The organism is Geodermatophilus sp. URMC 62 (assembly GCF_052931475.1).
Map to the genome: position 1 here is coordinate 3,550,878 of NZ_JBRFHY010000001.1, position 24,779 is coordinate 3,575,656.

Sequence of the window (24,779 nt, forward strand, 5' to 3'; positions counted from 1 at the left end):
CGCTGATCCGGAGGTGCGCTCGTGGCTGACGCCGAGGTCCTGCTCGAGGTCGACGGTGGCGTGGCGGTGGTGACGCTCAACGCGCCCGACCGCCGCAACGCCCTGACGCCCGCCATGGCGAACGAGCTGATCGGCGTGTTCGACGAGGTGGACGCCCAGCCGGAGGTCGGCGCGCTCGTCGTGCGGGCGGTGGGGAAGTCGTTCTGCGCCGGCGGGGACATCGCGACGCTGACCAACGCCGGCAAGGACCCCGCCGCCCCCGATGCCTACGAGGGCATGAGCCGCATCTACGACTCCTTCTACCGGCTGGGCCAGGTGAAGGTGCCCACGATCGCCGCCGTCCGCGGGTCGGCCGTGGGCGCCGGGATGAACATGCTCCTGGCCGCCGACCTGCGGATCGTGGCGACCGACGCCCGGCTGATCGCCGGCTTCCTCAAGCGCGGCATGCACCCCGGCGGCGGGCACTTCGTCATCCTGTCGCGGCTGATCGGCCGCGAGGCCGCCGCGGCGATGGCGCTGTTCGGCGAGGAGGTCAACGGCACCAAGGCCGTGGAGCTGGGCCTGGCGTGGGAGTCGGTGGACGACGCCGCCGTCGAGGACCGCGCGCTGGAGCTGGCCCACCGCGTGGCCGCCGACCCGGAGCTCGCCCGGGTGGCCGTGGGCAACTTCCGCCGGGAGGTCGTCAACGGCGCGGTGAGCTGGGAGGTCGCCACCCAGTTCGAGCGCCCTGCGCAGATGTGGTCGATGCGCCGGCAGGCGACGCAGGGCTGACCCCGGCCGCCCGCGGACGCCCCGGACCGGGCCGGCAGCACCGGCCGGCTCAGACGGCCTCGGGGACGTGCAGGTGGGCCAGGACGAGGTCCATCTCGGCGACGTCCACGATCCGGGCGCCCAGGGCCTGCGCGAACTGCTCGCGCAGTGACCGGGCGTGCCGGCGCACCAGGCCCGCGGCGTCGCGGTTCTCGAAGCTGGTGACGCTGACCGTGCGGCCGAGGCGCCGGTCGACCAGCATGCTCACGCTGCAGAAGCCGGGTAGCTCCTGCAGGCGCGGCAGGAGGTTGCTGCGGTAGGCGTCGAGCAGGTCGTCGAGGTGAGTCGGAGCGATGCGGGCCCAGGTGACCTGGGCGCCGGCGCCGTCCCCGGCCGGGCGGTCGCGGTGGAGGACTGCGATGTCCCACTCCTGGACGTCGGCGTGCTCCCCACCCACGGTGTGCACGAGGCGGTGCTGGAGGGTGCGGGCCTCGGCGGCGTCGGCGCGCATGGCCTCCTGGTCCGTCCAGGCCGTCGCGACGATGCAGCGGCCGCTGTCGCGGTCGGTCAGCATGGACAGGCCGACGCAGCCGTCGGTGTCCCGGACCTTCGGCAGCACCTCGTCGCGCACGTAGGCGATGGCGGCATCGAGGTGGGCCGTGGTGCCGCGGGTGCTCGTGGACCGTGCGTGCATGCGCCGCTCTCCTGGTCTGGCGGGGACGCCCCGGCGGCGTCTGGTCGCGGCTCAGCTTCTCGGCCGCCGGTGGCCGAGGCAATGGCCGGGCCGGTCACCCGAGCGCGAAGGCGGTGGTCTGCGGGCCGTCGGCGTCGGTGCACGAGCCGATGGCCGTGAGCGTCTCGCCGTCGGCGTCGAGCGCGAGCGCGCCGAAGGCGCCGGCGCCGCCGCACAGCCCGACGGCCCCGCTGACCTCCCCGGTGACCAGGTCGACCGCCGTCAGCTCGGCCGGGTGGTACGAGGCGGACAGCACCAGGTACGCGACCCGGCCGGCCGGGTCGACGGCGAGGTCGAGGGCGGTGTCGTCGGTGCCCTCCAGGTCGGCCACGGTCGACACCTCCCCGTCGACGACGCGCACCACGCGCCCGGCGTCCTGCGCCTCGTTGACGTAGGCGGCGGCGACGACGGTGCCGTCGGCGGTCACCTGCAGGGCGGTGGGCGTGCTCTCGGGCTCGGGGACGAGCTCGACCGGGTCGCCGGCCGGGTGCAGGTCGGCGGTGAGGCGGAGGAGGACGACGCCGTCGGAGTCCGCCAGCGCGGCCAGGCCGCCGTCCGGTGTCCTCGCCAGGTGGGTCACCGGAGCCGGCGCGGTGGCGGCGGCGCGGACGGCGCCGATGCCGGCGTCCACCGCGGCCAGGTGCGTGCCGCGGGCGAGGTGGAGGGTGTCGCCGTCGAGGGCGACAGCGTCCGGCGGTCCGCCGAGGGGGAGCGGGAGGACGGCGCCGCCGACCCGCGTCAGCGCGGTGCCGACGACGAGCGGGGTGCCGTCGTCGGCGACCACCAGCTCGCTGCCCGGGTCGACGCCGGGGACGGCGGTCGGAGCGCCGCTCCTCAGGTCGACCAGCCAGCCCTGCCCGGCGCGGGGTGCCGCGACCAGCGCCACGGGCGGGCCGGCGGGGCGCGGCGCGACGTCCAGGACGACGACGTCCGTGCCGACGGCGGCGTCGACGTCCAGGGTGGAGAGCACCGTGCCGAACCCGCCGGCGTTGTCCCCGCCGGTGCAGGCGGCCGCGAGCAGGACGGTCGCTGCTGTCGCGGCGGTGCGGGACACGTCGCCTCCCGGGGTCGGGTCGAGGGTCCCGCGGGAACGGCCGCCCGGACGACGGCGGAGTCGCGGACGGTCGTCCTCGGCCGGCGCGTGCACCGCCCCGATCCGTCGTACTCCCGTCCTAGCCTTCACGGTGGGTGAGCAAGGGGGAGCGCAGTGAGCACCGCGGTCTGGGCCTTCATCGGCGTGGTGGCCGGCGGGCTGCTCACCGTCGCCGCGCAGGCCACCGCCGAGTCGCTCAAGGCCCGCGCCGCGGCCCGGGCGCGGCAGGACCAGCGGGAGCGGGCGACGCGCGAGTTCCAGCGCGACACCCTGATCGAGCTGCAGACCGCGATGGCCGACTACCGGTCGGCGCTGTGCCGCGACAGGAGCCAGATCCTGCCCTCGCGCAGCACCGACGCCCAGCTCTCGGCGGCCCGGACGCGGTACCAGATGCTCGTGCACCGCGTGTCGTCGCCCGCGGCGCGGGAGGCGGCCCTGGCGTGGGAGGCGGCCGCGCTGCCCTGGTTCCAGGGCGACGACTCCGGCACCGCCGCGGCGGAGGCCGAGGCGTGGGAGACGGCCATGCAGGTCACCGGTGAGGCCGTCCGCGCTCCGGACTGAGGGCGGTCAGACGACCTGCAGGCGCTCCGCGACGCCGTGGTCCCGGGCCGCCTCGAGCAGCCACGCGCCGAACTCGCGGCTGACGTGCTCGGCGCGGAGCGCCGCGGCGCCGCCGTCGACCAGCACGCGGGTGACGAGCTCGTCGGCGAAGGACGGCGTGCCGGCGACCATGCGGCGGAAGTCGGCCACGATGGTGGCGCCGCTCATGCGGTCGGCGAGGCCGTCGACGAGGGCACGGGCGCGCTCGCGGCCGCCGCTCAGCTGGGGGACCTCGATCGGTGGGAGGACTGCAGGCACGGTCGTCGACCTCCTCACAGGCTCAGGCGCACGTGCGCGAGCGTACCGGGGTAGGACGCGGGCAGATCCGACAGTTCGGGTTCCGGGGAACCCCGCCGGAAGGTGCCGCTGGCCGCTCCGCTGACCAGCGTCACGCTGCCGTGGTGCTCGCCGGTGATGCCGATGACCCGGCTGATGCCGCGCCCGCGCCCGGGGCGGCCGATGGAGGTCACGTGCACCTGCGCGGCGCGGACGATCGCCGTCCGGTCGTCGGGTACGGGTACCGCCCGGACCAGCCGCTCCCGCAGGCCGATGCCGCTGTCACCGACGGCGAAGGAGATGTCCCCCCTGGCGTCGTACCGCTGCAGCGCCACGTACCCGTGCGACCGGGTGCTGTGCTCCAGGACGTTGCGGGCCATCTCGTCGAGCGCCGCGTACAGCGGCTGGACGAGCTCCGGGTGGTCGTCGACGTAGGTCTGCACCAGGGCGGCGGCGACGGTGTCCAGCCCGGCCTCCCCGTCGAACCGGCGCAGCTCGACCAGGCGGTGGCCGAGCCGGCGCTCCTGCACCCGTGGCAGGTCGTGCCCGACGTCGAGGGCGGCGAGCTGCTCGCCGAGCCGCATCCGGGTGAGGTAGTTGGCGACGTCGCCGCCCTCGGGCCGGCGGAAGCGGACGGGACGGCGCAGGAGCGTCGCCCGCTCGGCGACGACGGCGAGGCTCACCAGACCGGCCGGGTCGATGAACCTGAGCCCGGTCAGGTCGATCTCGACCGGTCCGGTGCCCGCGGGGCGCAGGTGTCCGCCGATGTCGTCGTACGTCAACTCGCCGTTCGTGGTGACCGCGATGTCGACGCAACCGGCCCTGGTCATCTCCGATACATCATCGGCGAGCCGGTGGCGGTCAGCGAGTGACGACTCGGTGCTCGTGCGTGACGGACTCCGGCGCAGCGGGTACCCCTGCGGCGGGATCTCCGGTACAGATGCGGGTGGACCGAGACCGTCGTCCGTCGGGCAGCTGCGGGCGAGCAGAGCACTGGTTGAGGAGTACGCAGAGCATGCACCGTCCGAGCTGGGTCCCGGCCGAGGTCGACCTGAGTCGCCCGAGCGCGGCCCGGGTGTACGACTACTACCTCGGGGGATCGCACAACCTCGAGGTCGACCGGCGCATGGCGCGGGAGGCCATCGGCCTGTGGCCCGACCTGCCGGTGATCATGCAGGCCAACCGTGCGTTCCTGCGCCGGGCGGTCCGCTTCCTGGCCGAGCGCGGCACCACCCAGTTTCTGGACATCGGCTCGGGCATCCCCACCGTGGGCAACGTGCACGAGGCCGCGCAGCAGGTGCACCCGGGGGCCCGCGTCGTGTACGTCGACAGCGACCCGGTGGCGGTGGCCCACAGCCGCGCGATCCTCGCCGGCGACGAGCAGACCGCGGTCGTCCACGGCGACCTGCGCGCGCCGGAGACCATCCTGGAGGACCCGGTGGTCCGGGCCACGCTCGACCTGGACCAGCCGGTCGCGGTGCTCGTGGTGGCCGTCCTGCACTTTGTGGGCGACGAGGACGACCCCTTCGGGGCGGTGGCCCGGATCCGTGACCAGCTGGCCCCGGGCAGCCACCTCGTCCTGTCCCACGCCAGCGCCGACGGGCGTCCCGAGGCGGTCGCCTCGCACCGCGAGCTCTACAGCCGCACTCCCACGCCGATGACCATGCGCAGCCGCGGGGAGATCACGCGGTTCTTCGACGGCTTCGACCTCCTCGACCCCGGCCTGGTGTGGCTGCCGCTGTGGCGGCCGGACGACCCCGACGCGGCTGCCCGCCGGCCCGAGCGGACCACCGGCTTCGCCGGGGTAGGCCGCCGCAGGTGAGCGCGGCGGTGGCGGCCTCCCGGGACGACGGGCAGCCGGCGGGCGCCCCCGGATCCCCGGACCCCGTCGGTGCCCTCGCCGCGCGGTGGGCCGACGCCGTCGCCGGGAGCAGCTACGTGCCCCTGCAGCCCGACGAGCTGCACGAGCTGCTGCGGGGCCTGCTGCACCGGCTGCTCGCCGCGTTCGACGAGCCGATGGCCGACCCGGGGTCCGTGGGCAGGGACGTCGGGGCCGCCCTGGTCGACGCCCACTTCACCAACCCGGCGTCCCTCGCGCAGACGCTGTGCGTGCTCCTCGAGGGCCGGCCCGCGACCGGCGTGGCACGGCGACGGGACGACCCGGCACCGCGCGACCGGCGGTGGGACGCGCTCGTGGCGGCGGTCGCCGAGGGGTTCAGCGCGGCGCTGCAGGAGCGGGCGCTGTGCGAGCAGGAGGAGATCCTGGCCGCCGCCGCGGCGGCCCGGGAGCAGGCCCGGGAGGCCCTGCACGTCAGCCAGGAGCGGTTCCGCGCGGTCTTCGAGGGCGCCACGATCGGGATCGGGATCGGTGACCTGGAGGGCCGGATCCTGGAGGTCAACCCGGCCCTGGTGCGGCTGCTGGAGTATCCGGTCGAGGAGTTCCGCCGCCGGTCGGTGCACGAGTTCATGCACCCCGCCGACGTCGAGCAGGTGTGGCGGCTCTACGGGGAGCTGATCCGCGGGGAGCGGGACCACTTCCGGCTGGAGAAGCAGTTCCTCAAGTCCGACGGCGAGTCGGTGTGGACCGACCTCACCGTGTCGCTGCTCCGCGACGGGGACGGCCGGCCCCGCTACCAGCTGGCGCTCATCCACGACGTCACGGCGCTGCGCCACCTGCGGCGCCAGCTCGAGTTCGAGGCCCAGCACGACGCGCTGACCGGGCTGCCCAACCGCAGGACGTTCCTCGCCCACCTCGACGCCGTCTTCGCCGGGGCGTCGCCGGGCGCGCGGGCGGGCCTGTGCTACCTCGACCTCGACGGGTTCAAGGGGGTCAACGACACGCTGGGCCACGAGGTCGGTGACCAACTGCTCGTGGCCGTCGCCCAGCGCCTGGTGTCCGTGGTGCGCGACCGCGGGCTGTCGGTCGCCCGGCTCGGCGGGGACGAGTTCGTCGTCCTGGTCCCTCGGACGTCGGGCAGCGCGCAGCTGGTCGCGCTCGCCGAGGAGCTCCTCGCCGCGGTGGCCCAGCCGGTGCAGCTGGGCGGCCGCCGGGTGGAGATCACCGCCAGCGTCGGGGTGGTGGAGCGGTCGATCGCCGACGTCGACCCGGCGGAGCTGCTGCGTGCCGCCGACATGACGCTGTACTGGGCCAAGGCCGACGGCCGGAGCCAGTGGGCGCTGTTCGAGCCGGAACGCGACGCCCGGGAGATCACCCGCTACCGGCTCTCCTCCGCGCTGCCCGCGGCGCTGGCGGGGGAGGCCCTGCTGGTCCACTACCAGCCCCTGCGGCGCCTGGACGACGGCCGGCTGCACGGCGTGGAGGCGCTGGTCCGGTGGGAGCACCCGCGCATGGGCCTGCTCGGCCCGGAGAGCTTCGTCGGCCTGGCGGAGGAGTCGGGGATGATCGTCCCGCTCGGCCGGCACGTGCTGCGCGCGGCCTGTCGGCAGGCGTACGCCTGGTTCGGGGCCGGCCGAAGCGGCCCGTTCGTCAGCGTCAACCTCGCCAGCCGGCAGCTGCGCGACGAGCACCTGGTCGACGACGTCCGTGCCGCGCTCGCCGACAGCGGGCTGCACCCGCAGCAGCTCCAGCTCGAGATCACCGAGAGCACGGTCATCGGCACCGACCCGCTCACCGGGCACACCCTCGACGCGCTCGCGGGGATGGGCGTGCGCCTGGCCATCGACGACTTCGGCACCGGGTACTCCAACCTCGCCTACCTGCGGCGGCTGCCGCTCGACGAGCTCAAGCTCGACGGCTCCTTCCTCCGCGGGCTGCGCTCCGAGGACGCCGTCGACCCCGTCGACGTGCAGCTCGTCGGGTCGATCGTCTCGCTGGCCCACCTGCTCGGGCTCACGGTGACCGCCGAGGGGGTGGAGACGCCGGCGCAGGTCGCCGTCCTGCGGGAGCTCGGCTGCGACGCCGGGCAGGGCACCCACCTCGGCCGCCCCGCCGGCCCGGCCGACCTCGGCCGGCTCCTCGACCCCAGGTGAGCGGTCCTGCGGGTCAGCCCGGCAGGTGCACCAGCTCCAGCTGGATGTTGTCCGGGTCGCGGAACGCGAGCACCGAGTAGGGCATGGGGTCGGTCGTGTCGGTGACGCCGGCGTGCTGCACGCCCTGCTCGTCGAGCCAGGAGGCCCAGGCGTCGAGGTCCTCGCGGGAGGAGACCGCCAGCGCGAAGTGGTCCAGGCCGGTCGCCGTCTCGCTGGCCGGCGTGCCCGGATTGGACACGTGGCGGTGGATCCCGATCGCCCACCCCTGGGCCGGCTCGAGGAGCACGATCGCGTGCCCGGTCTCCTCCGAGCCGTAGTGGGGGAACGTCATCGGCAGCGGCTCGAGGCCCAGCACCCGCTGGTACCAGGCGACGCTCGCGTCGAGGTCGGTGGCGGTGATCGAGAAGTGGTGGAAGCCCGCGATGGCCGGTCGGCCGTCCGCTGGAGCGGTCACGTCGTCCTCCTGAGAGCCGGTGGGGCCCGGAGCGTGGTGCCGGCGACGTCCGCGGCGACAGAGGCCGACGGCCCTGACGCCGTCGTGTTAGCTCCCCGTGCCACCGCGTGAGCACGCGCAGGTCGGGGGACCGGTCGCGGGCCGCCGGGGTTGGCCCGCCGTCCCGCGACCCCGAGGCTCCGGGTGGATCGGAGCGGAAGGGGACCGCATGGCCGTCTACCAGTACCGGTGCGCCGAGCACGGCCTGCTGGAGGTCGCCCGGCCGATCGGCACCGCGGCCGGCTCCGAGCCCTGCCCCGACTGCGCGGCCCCGGCGCCCCGGGTGTTCACCGCGCCACGCCTGTCGCTCGGGTCGGCCCGCAACCGGGCGCTGATCGACCGCACCGAGCGCACCGCCGACCAGCCCGCGGTGGTCTCCGCGCCGCCGTCCCGGGGGGCCACGCCACAGACGCACAACCCGGCGCTGGCCCGCCTGCCCCGTCCCTGACCCAGTCCGGAGGTCCGCCGTGCCCGAGGTCGTCTTCCCGCTCGACTCCAGCAGGTCGTTTCCCGACCAGGAGCTGGTCGGCCACAACCGCTGGCACCCCGACATCCCGCCGGCGGTCACCGTGCGCCCGGGCGACGTCTTCCGGGTGCACTGCCGCGAGTGGTTCGACGGCGCGATCCACAACGACGACTCGGCCGACGACGTCCGGGACGCGCCGCTGTCGCGGGTGCACGCGCTGTCCGGGCCGATCGCGGTGGAGGGCGCCGAGCCCGGCGACCTGCTGCTGGTCGACATCCTCGACCTGGGCCCGATCCCGCAGGAGGACTCCGGCCCGCTGGCCGGCCAGGGCTGGGGCTACACCGGCATCTTCGCGAAGACCAACGGCGGCGGGTTCCTCACCGACCAGTTCCCCGACGCGTACAAGGCGATCTGGGACTTCCGCGGGCAGACGGCGACGTCGCGGCACGTGCCGGGGGTGTCCTACACCGGGATCACCCACCCCGGGCTGATGGGCACCGCGCCGTCGGCGGACCTGCTGGCGCGCTGGAACCGGCGGGAGGGCGCGCTGATCGCCACCGACCCCGACCGCAACCCGCCGCTGGCCCTGCCGCCGCTGCCGGACGACGCGATCCTGGGGTCGCTCTCCGGCGCGGACTTCGACCGGGTCGCCGCGGAGGCCGCCCGGACCGCGCCGCCGCGGGAGAACGGCGGCAACCAGGACATCAAGAACTTCACCCGGGGCAGCCGGGTGTTCTACCCGGTGTTCGTGCCGGGGGCGAACCTGTCGGTGGGCGACCTGCACTTCTCGCAGGGCGACGGCGAGATCACCTTCTGCGGCGCCATCGAGATGGGCGGCTTCATCGACCTGCACGTCGACCTGATCAAGGGCGGCATGCAGACCTACGGGGTGTCGGAGAATGCGATCTTCCTGCCCGGCAACGTCGAGCCCCGCTACGACCGGTGGCTGGCCTTCTCGGGCACGTCGGTGACGCTGGACGACGAGCAGCGCTACCTGGACTCCGACCTCGCCTACCAGCGGGCCTGCCTGCACGCGATCGACTACCTGACGAAGTTCGGCTACAGCCCCGAGCAGGCCTATCTGCTGCTGGGGTCGGCGCCGATCGAGGGCCGGCTGTCGGGCGTCGTCGACATCCCGAACTCGTGCGCGACCGTGTACATCCCGACCGGGATCTTCGACTTCGACGTCGAGCCGTCGGCGTCGGGGCCGGTGCGCATCGACCCGGGGATGGGGGCGCCGCGGTCGTCCGCCTGAGTGGTTCGGACGACGCCGTCGGACCTGGCCGTCGACGGGCACCGCGGCGCTCAGCGAGCGGAGGACGCCAGCCGCACCCGCGGCCGCATCGCGCCTCAGGCGCGTTATGTGGGTTGCCCGCGGCAACTGATGGCTTGACATGAGGGCGCCTCTGCGGAACGTGGCGGTTGTCGAAGACCCCTCGTCCGCAGAGGCGCCTCTCATGCTGCCCACCGAGAACCTCCTCGTCCACGTCTACGTGCTCGTCGACGACGCCATCGCCGCCGCAGAAGTGACCATTCCGGTGCGGCCGGGTCCGGCGCCGGCCTGCAGCGACGCCGAACTGCTCACCATCGCGCTGGTGCGCCATCTGCTGGGCCGGCGCAGCGAAGCCGGGTTCCTCGCCGAGGTCGCCCGCGACTTCGCGCACCTGTTTCCCCGGCTGCCCCACCAGTCGGAGGCCAACCGGCGCATCCGCTGGCTGTGGGCGGCCTTCGAGCAGCTGCGCGCCGCGCTGGTGGCCCGGTGCCCGCTCGATGACTGCGCCCAGATCGACACCAGCGCGCTGCCGGTCAAGCACCCTTCCCGGGTCCGCGGCCCCGATGGCTGGGTCGGCCCGCACGAGCTGGTCGCCGGCTTCGGCCGCGACGGCGCGCACGGAGAGTGGTTCTACGGCTTCCGGCTGGCCGTCCGCACCGATCTGGGATCGCGGCTGGTGCGCGCCTGGAGCATCGTGCCCGCCGCGGTCAACGAACGCGACGTCGCGACCGATCTGCTCGCCGCCGGGCCAGCACCGCGTGACCTGCTGGTCGACAAGGGCTTCACCGGTCGGGCCTTCACCGCCGCCTGCGCCGCCCGCGGCACCGCCGTGCTCACCCCGCCCACCAAGGCCCAGCGCCCGAACATGCCCAGCGCCCTGCGCCAGGTGATCGCCCGCTGGCGCAACCACATCGAGGTCACCTTCGGCGAGCTCACCGACCGGATGGAGCTGGCCCGCCACGGCGCCCACACCTTCTGGGGCCTGCTGACCCGCACCGCCGCCACCATCGCCGCGCACACCCTGCTACGCGTTCATTCCACCGACCTCAGGCTGGCGTAACCCAACCCACATAACGCGCCTCAGTGGACGCCGCGCTCCTGACCGGCCCAGTAGGGCTCCCGCAGGGTTCGCTTGAGCACCTTCCCCACGGGGGAGAGCGGCAGTGCGTCGACGACGTCCATCGACCGCGGGATCTTGTAGCCCGCGAGCCGGTCGGCGCAGAAGTCGTGCAGCTCCTCGAGGGTGACGGTGGCGCCGGCCGCCGGGACGACGACGGCGTGCACTCGCTCGCCCCAGGTGTCGTCGGGGACGCCGATGACCGCGCACGTGGCCACCGCCGGGTGCTGGGCGAGGACGTTCTCCACCTCGACCGAGTACACGTTCTCCCCGCCGGAGATGATCATGTCCTTGATGCGGTCGGTGAGGTACACGAAACCCTCGTCGTCCATCCAGCCGGCGTCGCCGGTGTGCATCCAGCCGCCGCGCAGCGCCTCGGCGGTCTCCTCCGGCCGGTTCCAGTAGCCGAGCATCACGTTGCCGCCGCGGACGACGATCTCCCCGATCTCGCGGCGGGGGAGCTCGGCGTCGTCCGGGCCGACGACGCGCACCTCCGTGTGGGGGAGGGCGCGGCCGATGGAGCGCCGGTGTGACGGGTCCTCGTGTTCCTCGGGCAGCAGCACGGTCGCCCCGGGGCTCAGTTCGGTCATGCCGTATCCCTGCGCGAACCGGGCGTTGGGCAGTGCCTTGACCGCGCGGTCGAGCAGCGCGCCCGACATGGGTGAGGCGCCGTTCAGGACGCGCTGGAGGCTGGACAGGTCGAACTCGTCGACCCGGGGATGGTCGACGACGAGCTGGATCATGGTGGGCACCAGGAGGGTGTCGGTCACCCGGTGTTCCTGGACGGCGGTCATGGCGGCCACGGGGTCGAACACCGGGATCATGACCCGCGTGGCACCGAGGACGCCGCCGGCCACCCACGTGCCGAAGGCCGCGAGGTGGAACATCGGGGCGGCCTGCAGGCCGATGGCGTGGCGAGGAGCGGGGTTCGCGATCAACCCTCCCATGGCCGAGGTCAGCAGGTTGTCGTGGCTGAGCATGACGCCCTTGGACCGGCCGGTGGTGCCGCCGGTGTAGAAGACGCCGGCCAGGTCGGCGCCGCCGCGGCGGGCGTCCTCGACCGGCTCGTGCGTCCCGACGAGCTCCTCGAAGGCGAGCATGCCGTCGGGGGTGGGGCCGTCGCCGGCGTGGACGACGTGCTGCAGGCGCGGGTGCGCCGCGCGGATGCCGTCGGCGCAGCCCGCAAAGGCGTCGTCGACGACGAGGACGCGGGCGTCGACCTCGGCGAGGGAGTCGGCGATCTCCGGGACGCTCCAGCGGATGTTGACCGGGACGACGACGCCGCCGGCCTACAGCGTCGCGCCGAGGAACTCGGAGTAGCGGTCGGAGTTGAGCGACAGGATGGCCGCGCGTTCGCCGTCGGTGACGCCGAGCTGCTGGAGCGCGGCCGCGAGGCGGGAGGTGCGGTTGACCGCCTCGGCGTGGGTGCGGGCGCGGCCGGCGCAGACGGTGGCGATGTCGTGCGGGCGCTGCTGGACGTGCCGGTGCAGCCCCTGGGTGAGGTACACGGGTGCCTCCTCGTTCGGAAGAGGCTCCGCATGGTGGCGCCGGCGGGGGCGGCGGTGCCAGAGGCGGACGGCCCTGGGCTCTCGGGGGACTCCGCCGTGCCGGGATGTCGTCCCCGGTGATGCTCGGCAGCTGGCGTCCGCGCGCGGAAGTGCCGCCGTCGGGACGCCCCTCCTACCCAGCCCGCGTACCGCCGTCGCCGAGCCCGCGCGGCTGGCCGCCGTGGCCGGCTACCGGTTGCCCGGGCACGCCGGGGTCTCGGACCTCGACGCCGTGGTGGCGTGCATGGCGCGGACGGTGGAGGCGCCGATCGCGATGATCAACCTGGTCGGCCCGGACGAGCAGTGCTACCCGGCCGAGCACGGGGCCGGGGCGCCGTACTCGCACGTGCCCGACGAGCTGTCGTTCTGCGCGTACGTGGTGGCGCTACTAGGGACTGTCCCGCGGATCATGCGCGGAGCCAGAGCATCGCGCTGACCAGCAGCAGGGTGGCTCGGTAGTAGGCGGCGCGCTTGGCGTAGCGGGTGGCCAGGGCGCGGAACTGCTTGAGCCGGTTGAAGCACCGTTCGACGACGTTGCGCTGCTTGTACCGGTCACGGTCGAACTTTGGCGGTCGCCCACCGGCCGACCCCCGGGTGCGCCGGTGCGCCCGCTGGTCGCGCTTCTCCGGAATCGAGTGGGTGATCCCGCGGCGGCGCAGCGCCCGGCGGGTGGAGGGATGGGAGTAGGCCTTGTCAGCGATCAGGTGATCGGGACGCTTGCGCGGCCGCCCTGGGCCCACTCGCGGTACCCGGATGCCGTCGAGCAGCGGCAGCAGCTGCGGGTTGTCCCCGGCCTGCCCGGGCGTGAGCAGCACGGCCATCGGCAGGCCGCGCCCGTCGACGGCCAGATGGATCTTGCTGGTCAGTCCGCCCCGGGAGCGGCCAAGGGCCTCCCCGTCGACCGCGAGGGCTTCGACCGGTGCACTGCAGCCCCCTTTTTCCGGGCGCCGGCGGCGTGCTGGTGGGCCCGGACCGAGGAGGAGTCCACGCTGATCGTCCACTCCACCGCGCCGACCGCGTCATCCTTGACCACCACGTGCTCGAAGATGCGATCCCAGGTGCCGTCGGCGGTCCACCGGCGCAGCCGCTCGTGCGCGGTCTTCCACGGCCCGTACCGATCGGGCAGGTCACGCCATGGCACGCCGGTGTTGGCCTGCCACAGGATCGCGTTGATCACCTGCCGGTGATCGCGCCACCGCCCGCCCCGACCGCCGGTGGCAGGCAGCAGCGGCTCGATCCGAGCCCAGGCGGCGTCGGTGAGTTCATGTCGGCCGACCATCAACCAAGCCTGAATCACACCGATGCAAGATCGCCAGGACAGTCCCTAGAGCCGCTGCAGGTGTCCGACGCGCTGGACCACCCGGTGTTCCGGGACAATCCGGCGGTGGCGGCCGGCGCGATCCGCTCCCACCTCGGGTGCCGCTGATCGACGAGGACGGCTTCATGCTCGTCTCGCTCGGCGCCTTCGACGACGAGCTGCGGGCCTTCTCGCAGGCGGAGGAGGCGCTGCTGGAGCAGGTCCGGCTGGTGCGCAGCGTGCTGTCGCTGCGGCGGCAGGTGGCCGCGCACCGGTGGGACGCCGGGCTGCTGGCGGCACAGGGGCAGGCGCTGGAGGCGGTGGCGGCGGGGCGGCCGCTGGAGACGGTGCTCGACGAGCTGGCCTCCTCCACGGCCGCGCTGGATTCCGAGGCGGACGCCGCGCAGGCGCGGCGGCTGCGGGAGGCGGTCGATCGGCTGACCGCGGTGGCGACCAAGGCCGACGGCTGGCGGCAGGCGCTGCTGCGCTCGGCCCGGCAGGACCCGCTGACCGGGCTGGCCAACCGCAGCCACCTGCTCGACCGCGGCCGGCCGGCGCTGGCGGCCGGGGGAGCGGTGCTGTTCGTGGACGTCGACCGGTTCAAGGAGGTCAACGACCGCGGCGGGCACGCGGTGGGGGACCAGTTGCTGGTCCGCCTGGCCGAGCGGATGCGCCGGTACGTCGACAGGGAACTGCCGGGGGCGGTGGTCGGCCGGCTGGGCGGGGACGAGTTCGTGGCGGTCCTGCCGGGAGGTGTCCGCCGCTGCTGCGGAGGCGATCGGGCACGGTCTGGCTGCCGTGCTGGTGGACGAGGTCGAGGTGGGACGGCGGACCGTGCGGGTGTCGGCATCCATCGGGCTGGCGATGGCCTTCGCCGGGACGACGCTCGATGAGGTGCTCTCGCTGGCGGACCGGGCGATGTACGGCGCCAAGGCGCGCGGCCGAGGCGTCCTGCACATGGTCGAGGCCGAGGACCAGCCGCACTGCTCGGCGCGCTGAGTCCGTGACTCGGTCGTCTCCAGCCTTCCCGGTCTCTGGTCCGCCTATACCCTGCCCAGGAGGGGCCTGTCGTTGAGCTGGGTCGCTGACGTCACCGCTTAACATCACTGCGTGTCAGGTGAGCTCTCACTCTTCGGCGACGACGCATCCCCGCACGAACCGACCCAGCCGGTCGCCACCGAGGCGACCATCGCCGACTGGCTGGTCAACGACATCCGGACGGCACTCACCAGCCGTGGCCTGACGACGATGGCCGAGCGGCAGGAGGCGATCGAGGCCGTCGTCGAGCGGCCCGTCGAGTCGTTGCGGTCGCTGACGCGTGCGGAGGCGCTGCGTGTCCTGTCGTCGCTCGCCTCGGCGACGGCGCCGCAGACGAGCGGCGGTTCCGCGTGGGACGACCGCGACGAGGACACCTGGATCGACCGCCTCTGAGACAGCCCGCTGCTGATCGCAGCGGGCGTGGGACAACGTCCACAGGACGGCAGCTTCGTCTGTCTGCCTCCGCGACCAGTCGGCCGGTTGCCGTCGGCTCGGGTCCGGGAGTGACCCACACGCACATCGACGGGCAGCATCCTCCTCCCTCGGATGCGGGAAGACTCTGGACAAAGTCTGGAAGATGCTGCACAGTCTCCGGCATGTCCCCAGCGATGGACCACCGCGAGGCGATGGCGCGCGTCGCCGAGCTGCAGTCTCGGCTGGCTACGGCGTTGGATGCCGGTGACCTCGCCGCGTGGGAGGAGATCGCCCGCGAGCTGCGCCTCGCTGAGCGAGATCGCGACCGGGCCGTCGAGCGGGCTGTCGCGCAGGTGCATAAGGAGCAGGGAACCTCCCGGTCAGCCCTGCCTGTGCCCACCAGTCGAGAGCAGACCCACACCCTGCTTGATGCGGTCGCCGTGCCGCTGTCTCCGCAGCTCATCATCGGCCTCGCTGGCGCCCTCTACGGCGAGGAGCTCCCGTATAAGGCCGTGACGTCACTGCGCCACGACGAGCGCCGTGCGTACAACAAGGCTCCCGGAGCGCGGAGCTACTACATCTGCCCGGCGCTGCAGCACGACACCTTCGCTCCGGTCCGTGGCCTGCTCACCCTCTCGAGCTGGCAGCTCGCCGACCGCCTCATCGGGCCGTTGACCCCTCGCACGGCCCACCTGCGGCTGACGATCCATCTCGCCGATGCGTTGACTCGAGCTCGCGACACCGAGGATGAGCCGTCGGCGAACACGGTTGCGATCGAACGGCTCCTGTGGCGCTTCGGCGCCACCATCCCCGGCCTCCGGCGCGGCGAGCTCGCCGCCGACCGGATCCGTGAGGCGGCCGTCAGAGAGCTCGAGGTCCTCGCGGACCGGGATGCCGCAGACCGAGCCGGCGCGGCAGAGAGGGCGGCCGGTCTGCCCGAGCCGCAGCAGCTGTTCGGTGCATCGCTGAAGGCGTTGGCAGAGGACGAGGCCACGGTGGGCGGGGCCCAGTGAGCCGAACCCCCGACCTGTTCGCCGCTACTCGCGGCAGTCGCATGCCGATACGAGAACTGATGGTGCTCGAAGGGGGAGAGCAGCGATGACGGTGATCTCACAGCACGACCACATCGAAGCGGTCCTGGACCGCATCCGCGGTTCCCAGCCGCCCAGGGCCGGCCATGCCCGGGACGTCGCCGCCGATCTCGACCACCCGGGCTGCCATCTCCGTGCGGTCCTGGACGCCGCGGCGATCGACAAAGCCGCTCTGGCCGCCCGGATGAAGCACCCGATGCCCGAGGAGCAGTCCCCGGCGGCTCTGCGCCGAGGCAACCTCTTCGAGCGGATCGTGGTCGACGAGGGGCACCTCCTCGCTGAGGCGCGGAAGCAGCTGGACCTCGACATCCCGGAGGCCCGGTACAAGGACCTGTCGGATGTGCCGGAAGGGCTCCGCGGACGAGCGGCGCTCAAGTGGCGTGCCCAGCGGACGATCGACGCGCTGGCCAACATGCTCACCGACCCCGCCGGCGCCTACAACCTGCTGCGGCACCCCGTGACGACGCTGCAGCGGAGCGGCCGCACGTGCTACCTCGAGCAGGACGCGCTCGCCTTCGTCGTCGGCGGACGGTTGTACGTCGTCGAGATCAAGTCGTTCGCGGTGATCGCCGGCGTCCCGAACGAACGTTCCCACGTCTCGCAGGCCGCCCGGCAGAGCGCGGTCTACGTGCTGAGCCTGCAGCAGGCGCTGGCTAGTCTCGGCTTCGACCTGGACGTCGTGTCGACGACGACGCTCCTCATCACGGCGAAGGGTTACGGCCTCACGCCGACCAGCCACACCCTCGACGTCCGCAACGAGCTCAAGGCGCTGTCCCGCCGCCTGGCACGGCGTACCCAGCTGTCCGCGATCCTGGACGAGCTCCCCGAGGACCTGACCTTCGACGTCGACGACCCCGACGAGCTCGCCGAGCAGGTCGCCAAGGTCGACCACCACTACACCCCGGGCTGCCTGAGCTCGTGCTCCATGGCGCGCGCCTGCCGGCAGCGGTGCGTCTCGGGTGACCGTCTCGACCGCCTCGGCCAGAACGTCCGCTCGGACCTCGGGGTGTTCGACACCGTCGCGGACGTCGTCTTCGCGGCTCGGACCGGCCGTGATCCGCTCGGCATCACCGGGGACACGGTGCCCTTCGCCGCAGACGTGGCGGCCGCTCTGCACGCCGCGCACAACGCCTATGTCGACGCGGGAGGCATCGCGTGACCCTCTTCGACTCCTACCTGAAGGTCCGTGCCGCCGCGGAGGACCGAGCACTACCGCGCGCGAGCATGTGCCACCGCCACCTGGGCGACGAGCCGCTCGTCATCGTCACGTACAAGCTGGCCGGTGACCCCGCCAGCCCGCTGGGCGTCCTCGTCGGCACCCACCGCGACCGGCCGGCGTTCTTCTGTGCACCCGAGCCCCGCAACCGTGACCTGCGCTTCGGACTGATCAACCCGTTCGCGGAGGTGGTCCTCGACTACCTCCAGGGCTACGTGCCGGTCGAGGGCGACGACCGGGACGCCTCCCGTCGGCCCTGTCCTCAGCTCGTGGTGCCGAACACCGCCACCGCGCAGTTCCTCGAGGTCCTGGGCCGCAGCGTGCGTCACCCCGGACCCGCCGGCCTCATCCCGCCGGCCACCGTGCAGGCAGGTCGTCACCTCGCGTGGTTCGGAGGTCAGGCGGAGCACCCCGGCCAAGCCCTCGTCCTCCCCATGACCGACCTGCTGTGCGAGCACTGGACGACGGGGCAGTCCGCCCTGGAGGACGAGCTCCTCGCCGCCGTCCTGGCGTGGATCACACCCGGTCCCGACGGCGCTGCAGCCGGTGCGCTCGACGCCGAGGACGGCCCCACTGCAGGCCCCACCTCGAGCCCGCAGTGGGACAAGAAGCACCTTGATCCGGCGATCGCCGACTTCAACGCAGCGCGGGACCGAAGCACGGACCCGTCCGTCGTCGACACGGTCGGCCGCGAGGTGCGCGAGGTCGTGCGGGCAGCGTTGCAGCCCGCGTGGGAGGACACGTGGACGGCGCTCGACCTGCTGCGCGGATTGCCGACCGCGCCGCACGCCGTGACGCGGCGCTCCCGCGATGCGAGGGAGTGGGAGTGGTGGTCACGGCGGGTGTCGGGGGACGACGTCCGTCTGCGCAACACCTTGTCCGACCGTGAGGCGATCCGGCTGCTCGCGGAGCGTGAGGCCGACACCGCTCTCGTGGTGGCTCAGGAGTGCGCCGACGACCCGCTCCGCTTTGCCGCCCAGGAAGTCGACGGCACCGGTGTCCGCGGCGTCGTCGAGTACGCCGACGCGGACCGTCGGATCATCCCGCCCGGCAAGACGAGACGTGTCCTCCGTCCCCTCATCCGTCTGCGCCTGGCGCACGAGAACCACCGCTTCGAGGCGGACGACGCCCTGTGCTGGACGGAGCGGGACGGCGCTGTCTCCATGACGGTCCTCGGCCGGGACGACGCCACGATGACGCTCGAGATGACGTCGGGCGTCCAGCGGGTCGGCGGTGTCACGCCGGACCTCCCCACTGAGGTCGGCCGCGTCGTTCGCTTGACGTCGCTCGACCTGGCGAGAGGCCCGGTCAAGCCGGTGCACGACCTCCGGGAGACCTGGACGCACCGCCGCCTCGCCGACGACATGGACGTCGTCAACGACGTCAGCACCGACAACGTGAGCACCCCGACGACGTCCGCGAGCTGAGAGGTATTCATGCCCAAGTCCAGCGCGATCGCGGCGTCGGCGGCCGCGACACAGGCGATCACCAACGCACTGAGGCGCGCCGACAACCGCGTCGTCATCGCCAAGGCCCCGCCCGGCGCCGGCAAGACCACCACGATGCGACGGGTCACCCGGAGCCTCCTCGACGACGGGCTGCCCGTGGTCCCCATCGTCGTCCAGACCAACGCCCAGGCTGACGACCTGGCTACCGCGCTGGCCGCCGACGGCATCCGCACCGGGCGGTTCGTCTCCCAGGGCGGGGAGAGCGAGGCTCGTGGACGGGCCTCCGGGGTCGCGGGCCTGGTGGTCGACCGTCAGCTCGCCGGTCTGCAGGGGTGCGAGGCCATCGTCGCCCCGGCCGACAAGTGGGTGTACTGCAACAACCCTCGAGCGACTGCAGGACCGCCGCACTACGAGTTGGCCCTGATCGACGAGGCGTACCAGATGCGCGGCGACAACCTGTTCCGCGTGGCGAATCTCTTCGACCGCTCCCTCGCCGTCGGGGACCCTGGGCAGCTCGACCCCTTCACCATCGCCGACACCCGCCGGTTCGAGGGCGTCCTCCTGGGCCCGTTGGAGACAGCAGCCGGCACCCTCGAGATGTCATATCCGGACGCGCCGGTGATCGAGCTCCCGGTGTCCTGGCGCCTGCCGGCGTCGGCAGTGGACCTCGTCCGCCAGGCGTTCTACGAGCTCGACTTCACCAGCGCCACGGACGACGACGAGCGCGAGCTGCATCTTGATCGCCTCGACCTGGGCTCGCCGGCGGATGCTGCGGTGACCACAATGGCGCGGACCGGATGGGCGTACCTCGAGCTGCCCGCTGCCTTCACGACGCGGACCGACACCGGCATGGTTGCGGCCGTGGCGGACGCGACCGCCGCCTTGTTCAGGCGCAATGCGGAGACCCGATGCGAGCGGAACCAGACCGGCGTCCCACTCGAGGGAGCCCGGGTCGCCGTGGGGGCAGCACACACGGATCAGGTCGCCGCGCTGAAGCGCGAGTTCCGTCAGCGACTGGCTCACGGCGGTCCGGCGCAGCTCGAGCACGTCATCGTCGACACCGCCAACCGGCTACAGGGTCGGGAGTTCGACGTGACCGTGGTGTGGCATCCGCTGGCCGGACGACGGGATGCGACAGCGTTCCACCTGGAGGCCGGCCGGCTCTGTGTGCTGCTCAGCCGTCACCGGCACGGCTGCATCGTCGTCGGCCGTGAGGGGATGGCGGACCTGCTCGACGCTCACCCCACCGAGTCGAACGTCTTCCTCAACTTGCCGGCCGACTGTCCTGACGGCTGGGAGGCCAACCACGCGGTCCTCACGCACCTCATGCGTCACCGCATCCAGGCGTGATGGGGCCCGAACGGGGTCGTGACAGTCAGTCGACGAGTCAGCCACTTAGGGTCTCAACGGAACGACGGGGGAGCGGAATGAGAAGAGAGCGTGGTCGCGCATGACCCAAGCGCTGGAGAGCCCGATCCTCAACGGGCCGTACGACCCGCCGGCCCGGCACTACGAGATGGGGCCTCAGGGCCGGACGAACGTCGTCAAGGAGGGCCGCCGTCCCAGCGAGTCCTTCATCCCGATCCCGGCTGCGCGCAAGGGCCAGCAGACCGAGGCCGGCTTCGTCCAGGACGCGATCGACTTCGACCTCACCGGCGAGCGGCGCGAGCGCAACAGCTTCGTCAACGATCTCCGTCGCGAGGTCGAGCGCTGGCGGCACCGTGACTACGAGCGGGCTACTCCGACCAGCCGGAAGCTGCTGCAGCACTGGGCCGACCCGGCCCGTGAGAACCGCGTGCTCTTCGCGCAGCGGGAAGCCGCCGAGACAGCGATCTTCCTCGCGGAGGTCGCCGGCCGGCACGGCTACGCCGACTGGCGCCGGCAGATCGATGGGGCCAACGCCGACCACAACTCCGGGCTGCCCCGCGTGGCGCTCAAGATGGCCACCGGTACCGGCAAGACCGTCGTCATGGCCATGCTCATCGCGTGGCAGACCGCCAACAAGGTGATGAGCCCGCGCGACGCACGGTTTGCCAAGCGCTTTCTCATCGTCGCGCCCGGCATCACCATCCGCGACCGGCTCCAGGTGCTCCTGCCCGGCCACCCCGGCAACTACTACGAGGAGCGCGACCTCGTTCCCTCCGACTTGCGCGCCGCGGTCCAGCAAGCGCAGCTCGTCATAACGAATTACCACTCGTTCCTGCTGCGCGACGCCAAGGAGATCAAGGGCGTCGCCGCGAACACCAAGAAGATACTGCTCGCCGGCAAGACAGAGGACCCCTTCACCGAGACACCGGACGCCATGGTCGCTCGGGTGCTCCGCGACTTCGCCGGGCGCAATGAGCAGATCGTCGTGTTCAACGACGAGGCGCACCACTGCTACCAGGACAAGCCCATCTCCGTCGCCAAAGGTGCTCCCGCTTCGCAGACGAAGGAGGACCTCGAGACGGCGCGCGTGTGGTTCCGCGGCCTGCAGGCGGTCCAGCGCAAGGTCGGCATCAAGACGATCTACGACCTCTCGGCGACGCCCTTCTACCTCGGCGGATCGGGCTATTCCGAGGGGTACATCTTCCCGTGGGTGGTCAGCGACTTCTCCCTCATGGACGCCATCGAGTGCGGCATCGTCAAGATTCCGCGCATTCCGGTGGACGACGATGCGACCGGCGACCTGGTCACCTATCTGCGGCTGTGGGACTACATCGGCCAGCCTGGGAAGCTCCCGAAGAAGAAGCTGTCCTCCACCGAGGCGCTGCACGGCTGGATGCCGCCCGCCGAGCTCGAGGGCGCGCTCAAGAGCCTGTACGGCAACTACGAGAAGTCCTTCGAGCACTGGGAGAAGGAGCTTGCCCGGCACGGCGAGCCGCCGCCGGTGTTCATCATCGTCTGCCCCAACACCGTGGTCTCGAAGCTCGTCTACGACTTCATCGCCGGAGCTGAGAAGGACGGCGTCCTGACCGCCGGGGTGTTGCCCAGGTTCAGCAACGTGGAGGACGGGCGGCAGTTGAGCCGTCCGCGGACGATCCTCGTCGACTCCGCGCAGCTCGAGTCCGGCGAGGCGATGAAGGCGGACTTCAAGCAGGCAGCCGCTGCCGAGATCGAGGCGTTCAAGGCCGATTTCCGCCGGCGCAACCCGGGCGCGGACGCGGACTCGCTCACCGACGAGGACCTCCTCCGCGAGGTCATGAACACCGTCGGCAAGAAGGGCAAGCTCGGCGAGGGCGTCCGCTGCGTGGTCGGTGAGGTTTTCTCACCAGGAATCCGCACCAGCTTGAAGGGGACGGTCGGCGCCGCTGGTCAGGGCTGCGGCGAGTCGTTGGCGACGTCGATCACGGCTGCTCGGCGCGGGTCCCGCCACGTGGCACTTGGCACCTCCGCTGGCACATGCGCCTGACCTGCAGTGATGCCTTCCCTGGCCGTCCGCGGACGGCGAATCCTGGTGAGAAAACCTCAGTGTCGCCATGCTCACCGAGGGCTGGGACGCCAACACTGTGACCCACATCCTCGGGATCCGGGCCTTCGGCAGCCAGCTGTTGTGCGAGCAGGTCGTCGGGCGTGGACTGCGCCGCCGCTCGTATGCCCTCGGCGAGGACGGCAGGTTCGAACCCGAGTACGCGAACGTCTACGGCATCCCGTTCGCCTTCATCCCGAGCGACAAGCCCGGCCCCGACCCCCTGCCACGGCCGCCGGCAATCCTGGTGGAGTCACTGCCCGGTCGCGAGCACCTGCGGATCGAGTTCCCGAAGCTGGACGGCTACCGGGTCGAGATTCCGGACGAGCAGCTCGTGTTCGACCCGGCGACCACCGACCGCTTCCCGATCGGACCCAGCACCGTGCCCACGCGCACGACAGTCGGCGACGTCGTCGGGGGCGAGGAGCTGCTCACCGACGAGAAGGCAAGGGACCGCCGCCGTCAGGAGGTGGCCTATCAACTCGCCGCGCGGCTGCTGCGCACCCAATTCACCGTCCTCGGCGACGATCCACGTCCCTGGCTCTTCCGCAGCTGGTCCGCATCGCTCGGCAGTGGCTCGACGAGTGCGTCGACATCGCCCCCGGCTACGCCATCGGCCACCTTCTCACCTCGATGGAAGGCCAGGCGGTCGCCGCGGAAGCGATCTGCCACGCCATCTCGGTGCAGGTAGACAACCGTCGGAAGCGTCTGCGGCCGATGATGCGGCGGTTCGACCCCGTCGGTTCCACCGCGGACGTCGCCTTCCCGACCCGCAAGGCAGTCGAGGCGACGATCAAGTCTGAGGTCAGTCACGTCACCCTCGACGGCAAGGACGGCAACACCTGGGAGCAGCTGCTTGCTGCCGAGTGTGAACTGCACCGGGACGTCCATTCCTACGTGAAGAACGACCACCTCGGCTTCGTGATCCCGTACGTGCACAAGGGACGGTCGCACTCGTACGTCCCCGACTTCCTCGTCCGCCTCAAGGCGCGTGAAGACGACGTCAAGCGCACGCTCATCATCGAAGTCTCCGGCGGCCAGAAGAGCCCCGGCCCCACCAAGGCCAAGGCGGATACCGCTCGCGACCAGTGGTGCGTCGCGGTGAATAACCACGGCGGCTTCGGCCGCTGGGGCTATGTCGAGATAACCACCATGCTCGGCGTCCGAGACCGACTCTCGGAGGCCATCGACTTGCTCTACGCCGACGCCCCCATCGTCGGCAATCCCGATCTGCTCGACTATGACGAGGTCTCACGTGGCGCGTAAGCCGAACGGTCCCAAGATGCCGACGCCGGTCGAGGCGATCGAGCACCACGACACCCGGGTCAACCTGCCGACCGCGGATGCAGCTGAGGATTTTCCGACGCCGGCGCTCGAGGAGATCCGGCAGGTCGCGCTCGCTCGGGATCCGAGCCTTGACCCGCAGCTCATCTGGAAGGGCAAGTACCCGGACGGCGACCCGGCCGCGGACAAGGACCTGATGGTCGACGCCCCGCCCATCTACATCCAGGAGAAGATCGACCCGCGTGTGCTGGTCGAGAACCTCCGAAAGACGGCCGCGTTGGGGGAGCAGGAACCCGAACTGTCGCTCTTCGAGAGCTTCGACGGCCTTGACGAGCTCGACATGGTCGACTTCTACAAGCACCAGGCCAACTGGTCGAATCGCATGATCTTGGGCGACTCGCTACAGGTCATGGCCTCACTCGCCGACCGCGAGGCGCTACGCGGTCAGGTGCAAATGATCTACATCGATCCCCCCTACGGGATCAGGTTCGGGTCAAACTTCCAGTCGTCTGCCCGAGATCGAAACGTCAAGGATGGCAAAATCGAGCACGCCTCTCGTGAGGCCGAACAGATTCGAGCCTTTCGAGACACCTGGGAACTGGGGATCAACTCGTACCTTTCCTACCTGCGCGACCGTGTCGTAGTTTCACGGGAACTGCTCACCGAGTCCGGGAGCGTCTTTGTTCAGATTGGCGACGAGAACGTTCATCTGGTCCGCAGTCTCTTGGACGAGGTGTTTGGGCGAGAAAACTTCATCGCCTCGATCAACTATCTCACAACAAGTGGTCGCGCGGCGGACTTTATCGACGTGGTCAGCGACACCTTGCTCTGGTATGCTAAAGACCGCGGCGTCGCCAAGTACCGCAACCTTCTAAGGCCACGCGCAGAGAAGACACTGCGGGAGCAGTACACGCGGGTTCTTTTGGCTGATGGTGGCTTTCGAAGCGCTACTGCGGACGAGAAGTCCGGGCGAGTGGCACTCCCCCCTGGCGCTCAGTTCTTCATGCCAGGGGACATGTCATCGAGCGGCGTCACGGAAGATAGTGGTCCCTTCGAGTTTCAAGGAAGACCATTCTCCCTCGCTCCGAATACACACTGGAAGACTAACAGGGCGGGCCGTGATCGATTGGCGATAGCCGGAAGGATGATTCCGGTTGGTAATCGCCTGCGCTATGTGCGTTTGGCCCACGACTTTCCGTGAGCTC

The 24,779-nt window shown here is 71.8% G+C and carries 25 protein-coding genes and 2 pseudogenes; 19 read left to right on the forward strand and 8 right to left on the reverse strand.

Translation table 11 applies throughout. The annotated features are described in order from the left end of the window. Window positions 1–21 precede the first annotated feature (21 nt). On the forward strand, window positions 22–771 hold the full coding sequence (locus ACU616_RS17245) for an enoyl-CoA hydratase-related protein (protein ID WP_446759657.1): 750 nt from the start codon (window positions 22–24) through the stop codon (window positions 769–771). A gap of 49 nt (window positions 772–820) precedes the next feature. Here ACU616_RS17245 and ACU616_RS17250 read toward each other — a convergent pair whose 3' ends face one another. Continuing rightward, window positions 821–1,444 carry a hypothetical protein gene (locus ACU616_RS17250; protein ID WP_446759658.1) on the reverse strand — a complete coding sequence of 208 codons (624 nt, stop codon included), beginning with the start codon at window positions 1,442–1,444 and terminating at the stop codon, window positions 821–823. A 94-nt stretch (window positions 1,445–1,538) separates the two neighbouring features. After that, window positions 1,539–2,537: a hypothetical protein gene (locus ACU616_RS17255; RefSeq protein WP_446759659.1), complete on the reverse strand. Its 999-nt coding sequence runs from the start codon at window positions 2,535–2,537 to the stop codon at window positions 1,539–1,541. A 153-nt stretch (window positions 2,538–2,690) separates the two neighbouring features. Between ACU616_RS17255 and ACU616_RS17260 the strand changes: the two genes are divergently transcribed. Next, a complete protein-coding gene (locus ACU616_RS17260) occupies window positions 2,691–3,137 on the forward strand; it encodes a hypothetical protein (RefSeq protein ID WP_446759660.1) in 447 nt (148 codons plus the stop codon). A 6-nt stretch (window positions 3,138–3,143) separates the two neighbouring features. Here ACU616_RS17260 and ACU616_RS17265 read toward each other — a convergent pair whose 3' ends face one another. Beyond that, on the reverse strand, window positions 3,144–3,434 hold the full coding sequence (locus tag ACU616_RS17265; protein WP_446759661.1) for a hypothetical protein: 291 nt from the start codon (window positions 3,432–3,434) through the stop codon (window positions 3,144–3,146). Between the two features lie 14 nt (window positions 3,435–3,448). Further along, entirely contained in the window at window positions 3,449–4,282 is an 834-nt protein-coding gene (locus tag ACU616_RS17270) for a hypothetical protein (protein ID WP_446759662.1), read from the reverse strand. A 185-nt stretch (window positions 4,283–4,467) separates the two neighbouring features. Here ACU616_RS17270 and ACU616_RS17275 point away from each other — a divergent pair, with 185 nt between their 5' ends. Together ACU616_RS17275 and ACU616_RS17280 are read left to right on the forward strand one after the other, a co-directional pair. Beyond that, entirely contained in the window at window positions 4,468–5,274 is an 807-nt protein-coding gene (locus ACU616_RS17275) for an SAM-dependent methyltransferase (protein WP_446759663.1), read from the forward strand. After that, on the forward strand, window positions 5,271–7,442 hold the full coding sequence (locus ACU616_RS17280) for a putative bifunctional diguanylate cyclase/phosphodiesterase (RefSeq protein WP_446759664.1): 2,172 nt from the start codon (window positions 5,271–5,273) through the stop codon (window positions 7,440–7,442). The genes ACU616_RS17275 and ACU616_RS17280 overlap by 4 nt, the downstream gene beginning before the upstream one ends. 13 nt (window positions 7,443–7,455) lie before the next feature. Here the strand turns inward: ACU616_RS17280 and ACU616_RS17285 are convergent, their stop codons facing one another. After that, entirely contained in the window at window positions 7,456–7,896 is a 441-nt protein-coding gene (locus ACU616_RS17285) for a VOC family protein (RefSeq protein ID WP_446759665.1), read from the reverse strand. A 208-nt stretch (window positions 7,897–8,104) separates the two neighbouring features. Here ACU616_RS17285 and ACU616_RS17290 point away from each other — a divergent pair, with 208 nt between their 5' ends. The 3 genes from ACU616_RS17290 (at window position 8,105) to ACU616_RS17300 (ending at window position 10,734) form a co-directional block, all read left to right on the forward strand. After that, complete coding sequence (locus ACU616_RS17290; protein ID WP_446759666.1) at window positions 8,105–8,383, forward strand: zinc ribbon domain-containing protein; 279 nt, start codon at window positions 8,105–8,107, stop codon at window positions 8,381–8,383. 19 nt (window positions 8,384–8,402) lie between these two features. Next, the gene (fmdA, locus tag ACU616_RS17295; protein ID WP_446759667.1) at window positions 8,403–9,656 is read left to right on the forward strand and encodes a formamidase; all 1,254 of its coding nucleotides are present in this window, start codon (window positions 8,403–8,405) and stop codon (window positions 9,654–9,656) included. A 202-nt stretch (window positions 9,657–9,858) separates the two neighbouring features. Beyond that, window positions 9,859–10,734 (forward strand): transposase, encoded by an 876-nt coding sequence (locus tag ACU616_RS17300; protein WP_446757353.1) that lies wholly within the window; start codon window positions 9,859–9,861, stop codon window positions 10,732–10,734. Between the two features lie 20 nt (window positions 10,735–10,754). Here the strand turns inward: ACU616_RS17300 and ACU616_RS17305 are convergent, their stop codons facing one another. Together ACU616_RS17305 and ACU616_RS17310 are read right to left on the reverse strand one after the other, a co-directional pair. Continuing rightward, on the reverse strand, window positions 10,755–11,204 hold the full coding sequence (locus ACU616_RS17305; RefSeq protein ID WP_446761494.1) for an AMP-binding enzyme: 450 nt from the start codon (window positions 11,202–11,204) through the stop codon (window positions 10,755–10,757). Beyond that, window positions 11,202–12,299 (reverse strand): annotated as a pseudogene (locus ACU616_RS17310) (AMP-binding protein); the annotation flags it as partial. The gene ACU616_RS17305 and the pseudogene ACU616_RS17310, both read right to left, overlap by 3 nt. A 220-nt stretch (window positions 12,300–12,519) precedes the next feature. Between ACU616_RS17310 and ACU616_RS17315 the strand changes: the two are divergent. Continuing rightward, the gene (locus ACU616_RS17315; protein WP_446759668.1) at window positions 12,520–12,774 is read left to right on the forward strand and encodes a hypothetical protein; all 255 of its coding nucleotides are present in this window, start codon (window positions 12,520–12,522) and stop codon (window positions 12,772–12,774) included. Here ACU616_RS17315 and ACU616_RS17320 read toward each other — a convergent pair. Then, a pseudogene (locus ACU616_RS17320) lies at window positions 12,746–13,617 on the reverse strand (IS5 family transposase). The gene ACU616_RS17315 and the pseudogene ACU616_RS17320 sit on opposite strands and share 29 nt — an antisense overlap. Window positions 13,618–13,754: 137 nt before the next feature. Here ACU616_RS17320 and ACU616_RS17325 point away from each other — a divergent pair. The 11 genes from ACU616_RS17325 (at window position 13,755) to ACU616_RS17375 (ending at window position 24,775) form a co-directional block, all read left to right on the forward strand. Then, window positions 13,755–14,528: a diguanylate cyclase domain-containing protein gene (locus ACU616_RS17325; RefSeq protein WP_446759669.1), complete on the forward strand. Its 774-nt coding sequence runs from the start codon at window positions 13,755–13,757 to the stop codon at window positions 14,526–14,528. Next, the gene (locus ACU616_RS17330; protein ID WP_446759670.1) at window positions 14,455–14,634 is read left to right on the forward strand and encodes a diguanylate cyclase domain-containing protein; all 180 of its coding nucleotides are present in this window, start codon (window positions 14,455–14,457) and stop codon (window positions 14,632–14,634) included. Before ACU616_RS17325 ends, ACU616_RS17330 begins: the two co-directional genes overlap by 74 nt. A gap of 111 nt (window positions 14,635–14,745) precedes the next feature. Continuing rightward, the gene (locus ACU616_RS17335; protein ID WP_446759671.1) at window positions 14,746–15,066 is read left to right on the forward strand and encodes a hypothetical protein; all 321 of its coding nucleotides are present in this window, start codon (window positions 14,746–14,748) and stop codon (window positions 15,064–15,066) included. Between the two features lie 203 nt (window positions 15,067–15,269). After that, complete coding sequence (locus tag ACU616_RS17340) at window positions 15,270–16,100, forward strand: hypothetical protein (protein WP_446759672.1); 831 nt, start codon at window positions 15,270–15,272, stop codon at window positions 16,098–16,100. Between the two features lie 85 nt (window positions 16,101–16,185). Beyond that, window positions 16,186–17,337 carry a hypothetical protein gene (locus ACU616_RS17345; RefSeq protein ID WP_446759673.1) on the forward strand — a complete coding sequence of 384 codons (1,152 nt, stop codon included), beginning with the start codon at window positions 16,186–16,188 and terminating at the stop codon, window positions 17,335–17,337. Then, a complete protein-coding gene (locus ACU616_RS17350) occupies window positions 17,334–18,821 on the forward strand; it encodes a hypothetical protein (protein WP_446759674.1) in 1,488 nt (495 codons plus the stop codon). Before ACU616_RS17345 ends, ACU616_RS17350 begins: the two co-directional genes overlap by 4 nt. A 9-nt stretch (window positions 18,822–18,830) precedes the next feature. Beyond that, the gene (locus tag ACU616_RS17355; RefSeq protein WP_446759675.1) at window positions 18,831–20,192 is read left to right on the forward strand and encodes an AAA family ATPase; all 1,362 of its coding nucleotides are present in this window, start codon (window positions 18,831–18,833) and stop codon (window positions 20,190–20,192) included. Window positions 20,193–20,292: 100 nt separating this feature from the next. Beyond that, a complete protein-coding gene (locus tag ACU616_RS17360) occupies window positions 20,293–22,233 on the forward strand; it encodes a DEAD/DEAH box helicase family protein (protein ID WP_446759676.1) in 1,941 nt (646 codons plus the stop codon). A gap of 67 nt (window positions 22,234–22,300) precedes the next feature. Beyond that, window positions 22,301–22,981 carry a hypothetical protein gene (locus ACU616_RS17365; RefSeq protein ID WP_446759677.1) on the forward strand — a complete coding sequence of 227 codons (681 nt, stop codon included), beginning with the start codon at window positions 22,301–22,303 and terminating at the stop codon, window positions 22,979–22,981. After that, on the forward strand, window positions 22,924–23,556 hold the full coding sequence (locus ACU616_RS17370; RefSeq protein WP_446759678.1) for a hypothetical protein: 633 nt from the start codon (window positions 22,924–22,926) through the stop codon (window positions 23,554–23,556). The genes ACU616_RS17365 and ACU616_RS17370 overlap by 58 nt, the downstream gene beginning before the upstream one ends. Further along, window positions 23,546–24,775 carry a DNA methyltransferase gene (locus tag ACU616_RS17375; protein ID WP_446759679.1) on the forward strand — a complete coding sequence of 410 codons (1,230 nt, stop codon included), beginning with the start codon at window positions 23,546–23,548 and terminating at the stop codon, window positions 24,773–24,775. Before ACU616_RS17370 ends, ACU616_RS17375 begins: the two co-directional genes overlap by 11 nt. Window positions 24,776–24,779: the final 4 nt, after the last annotated feature.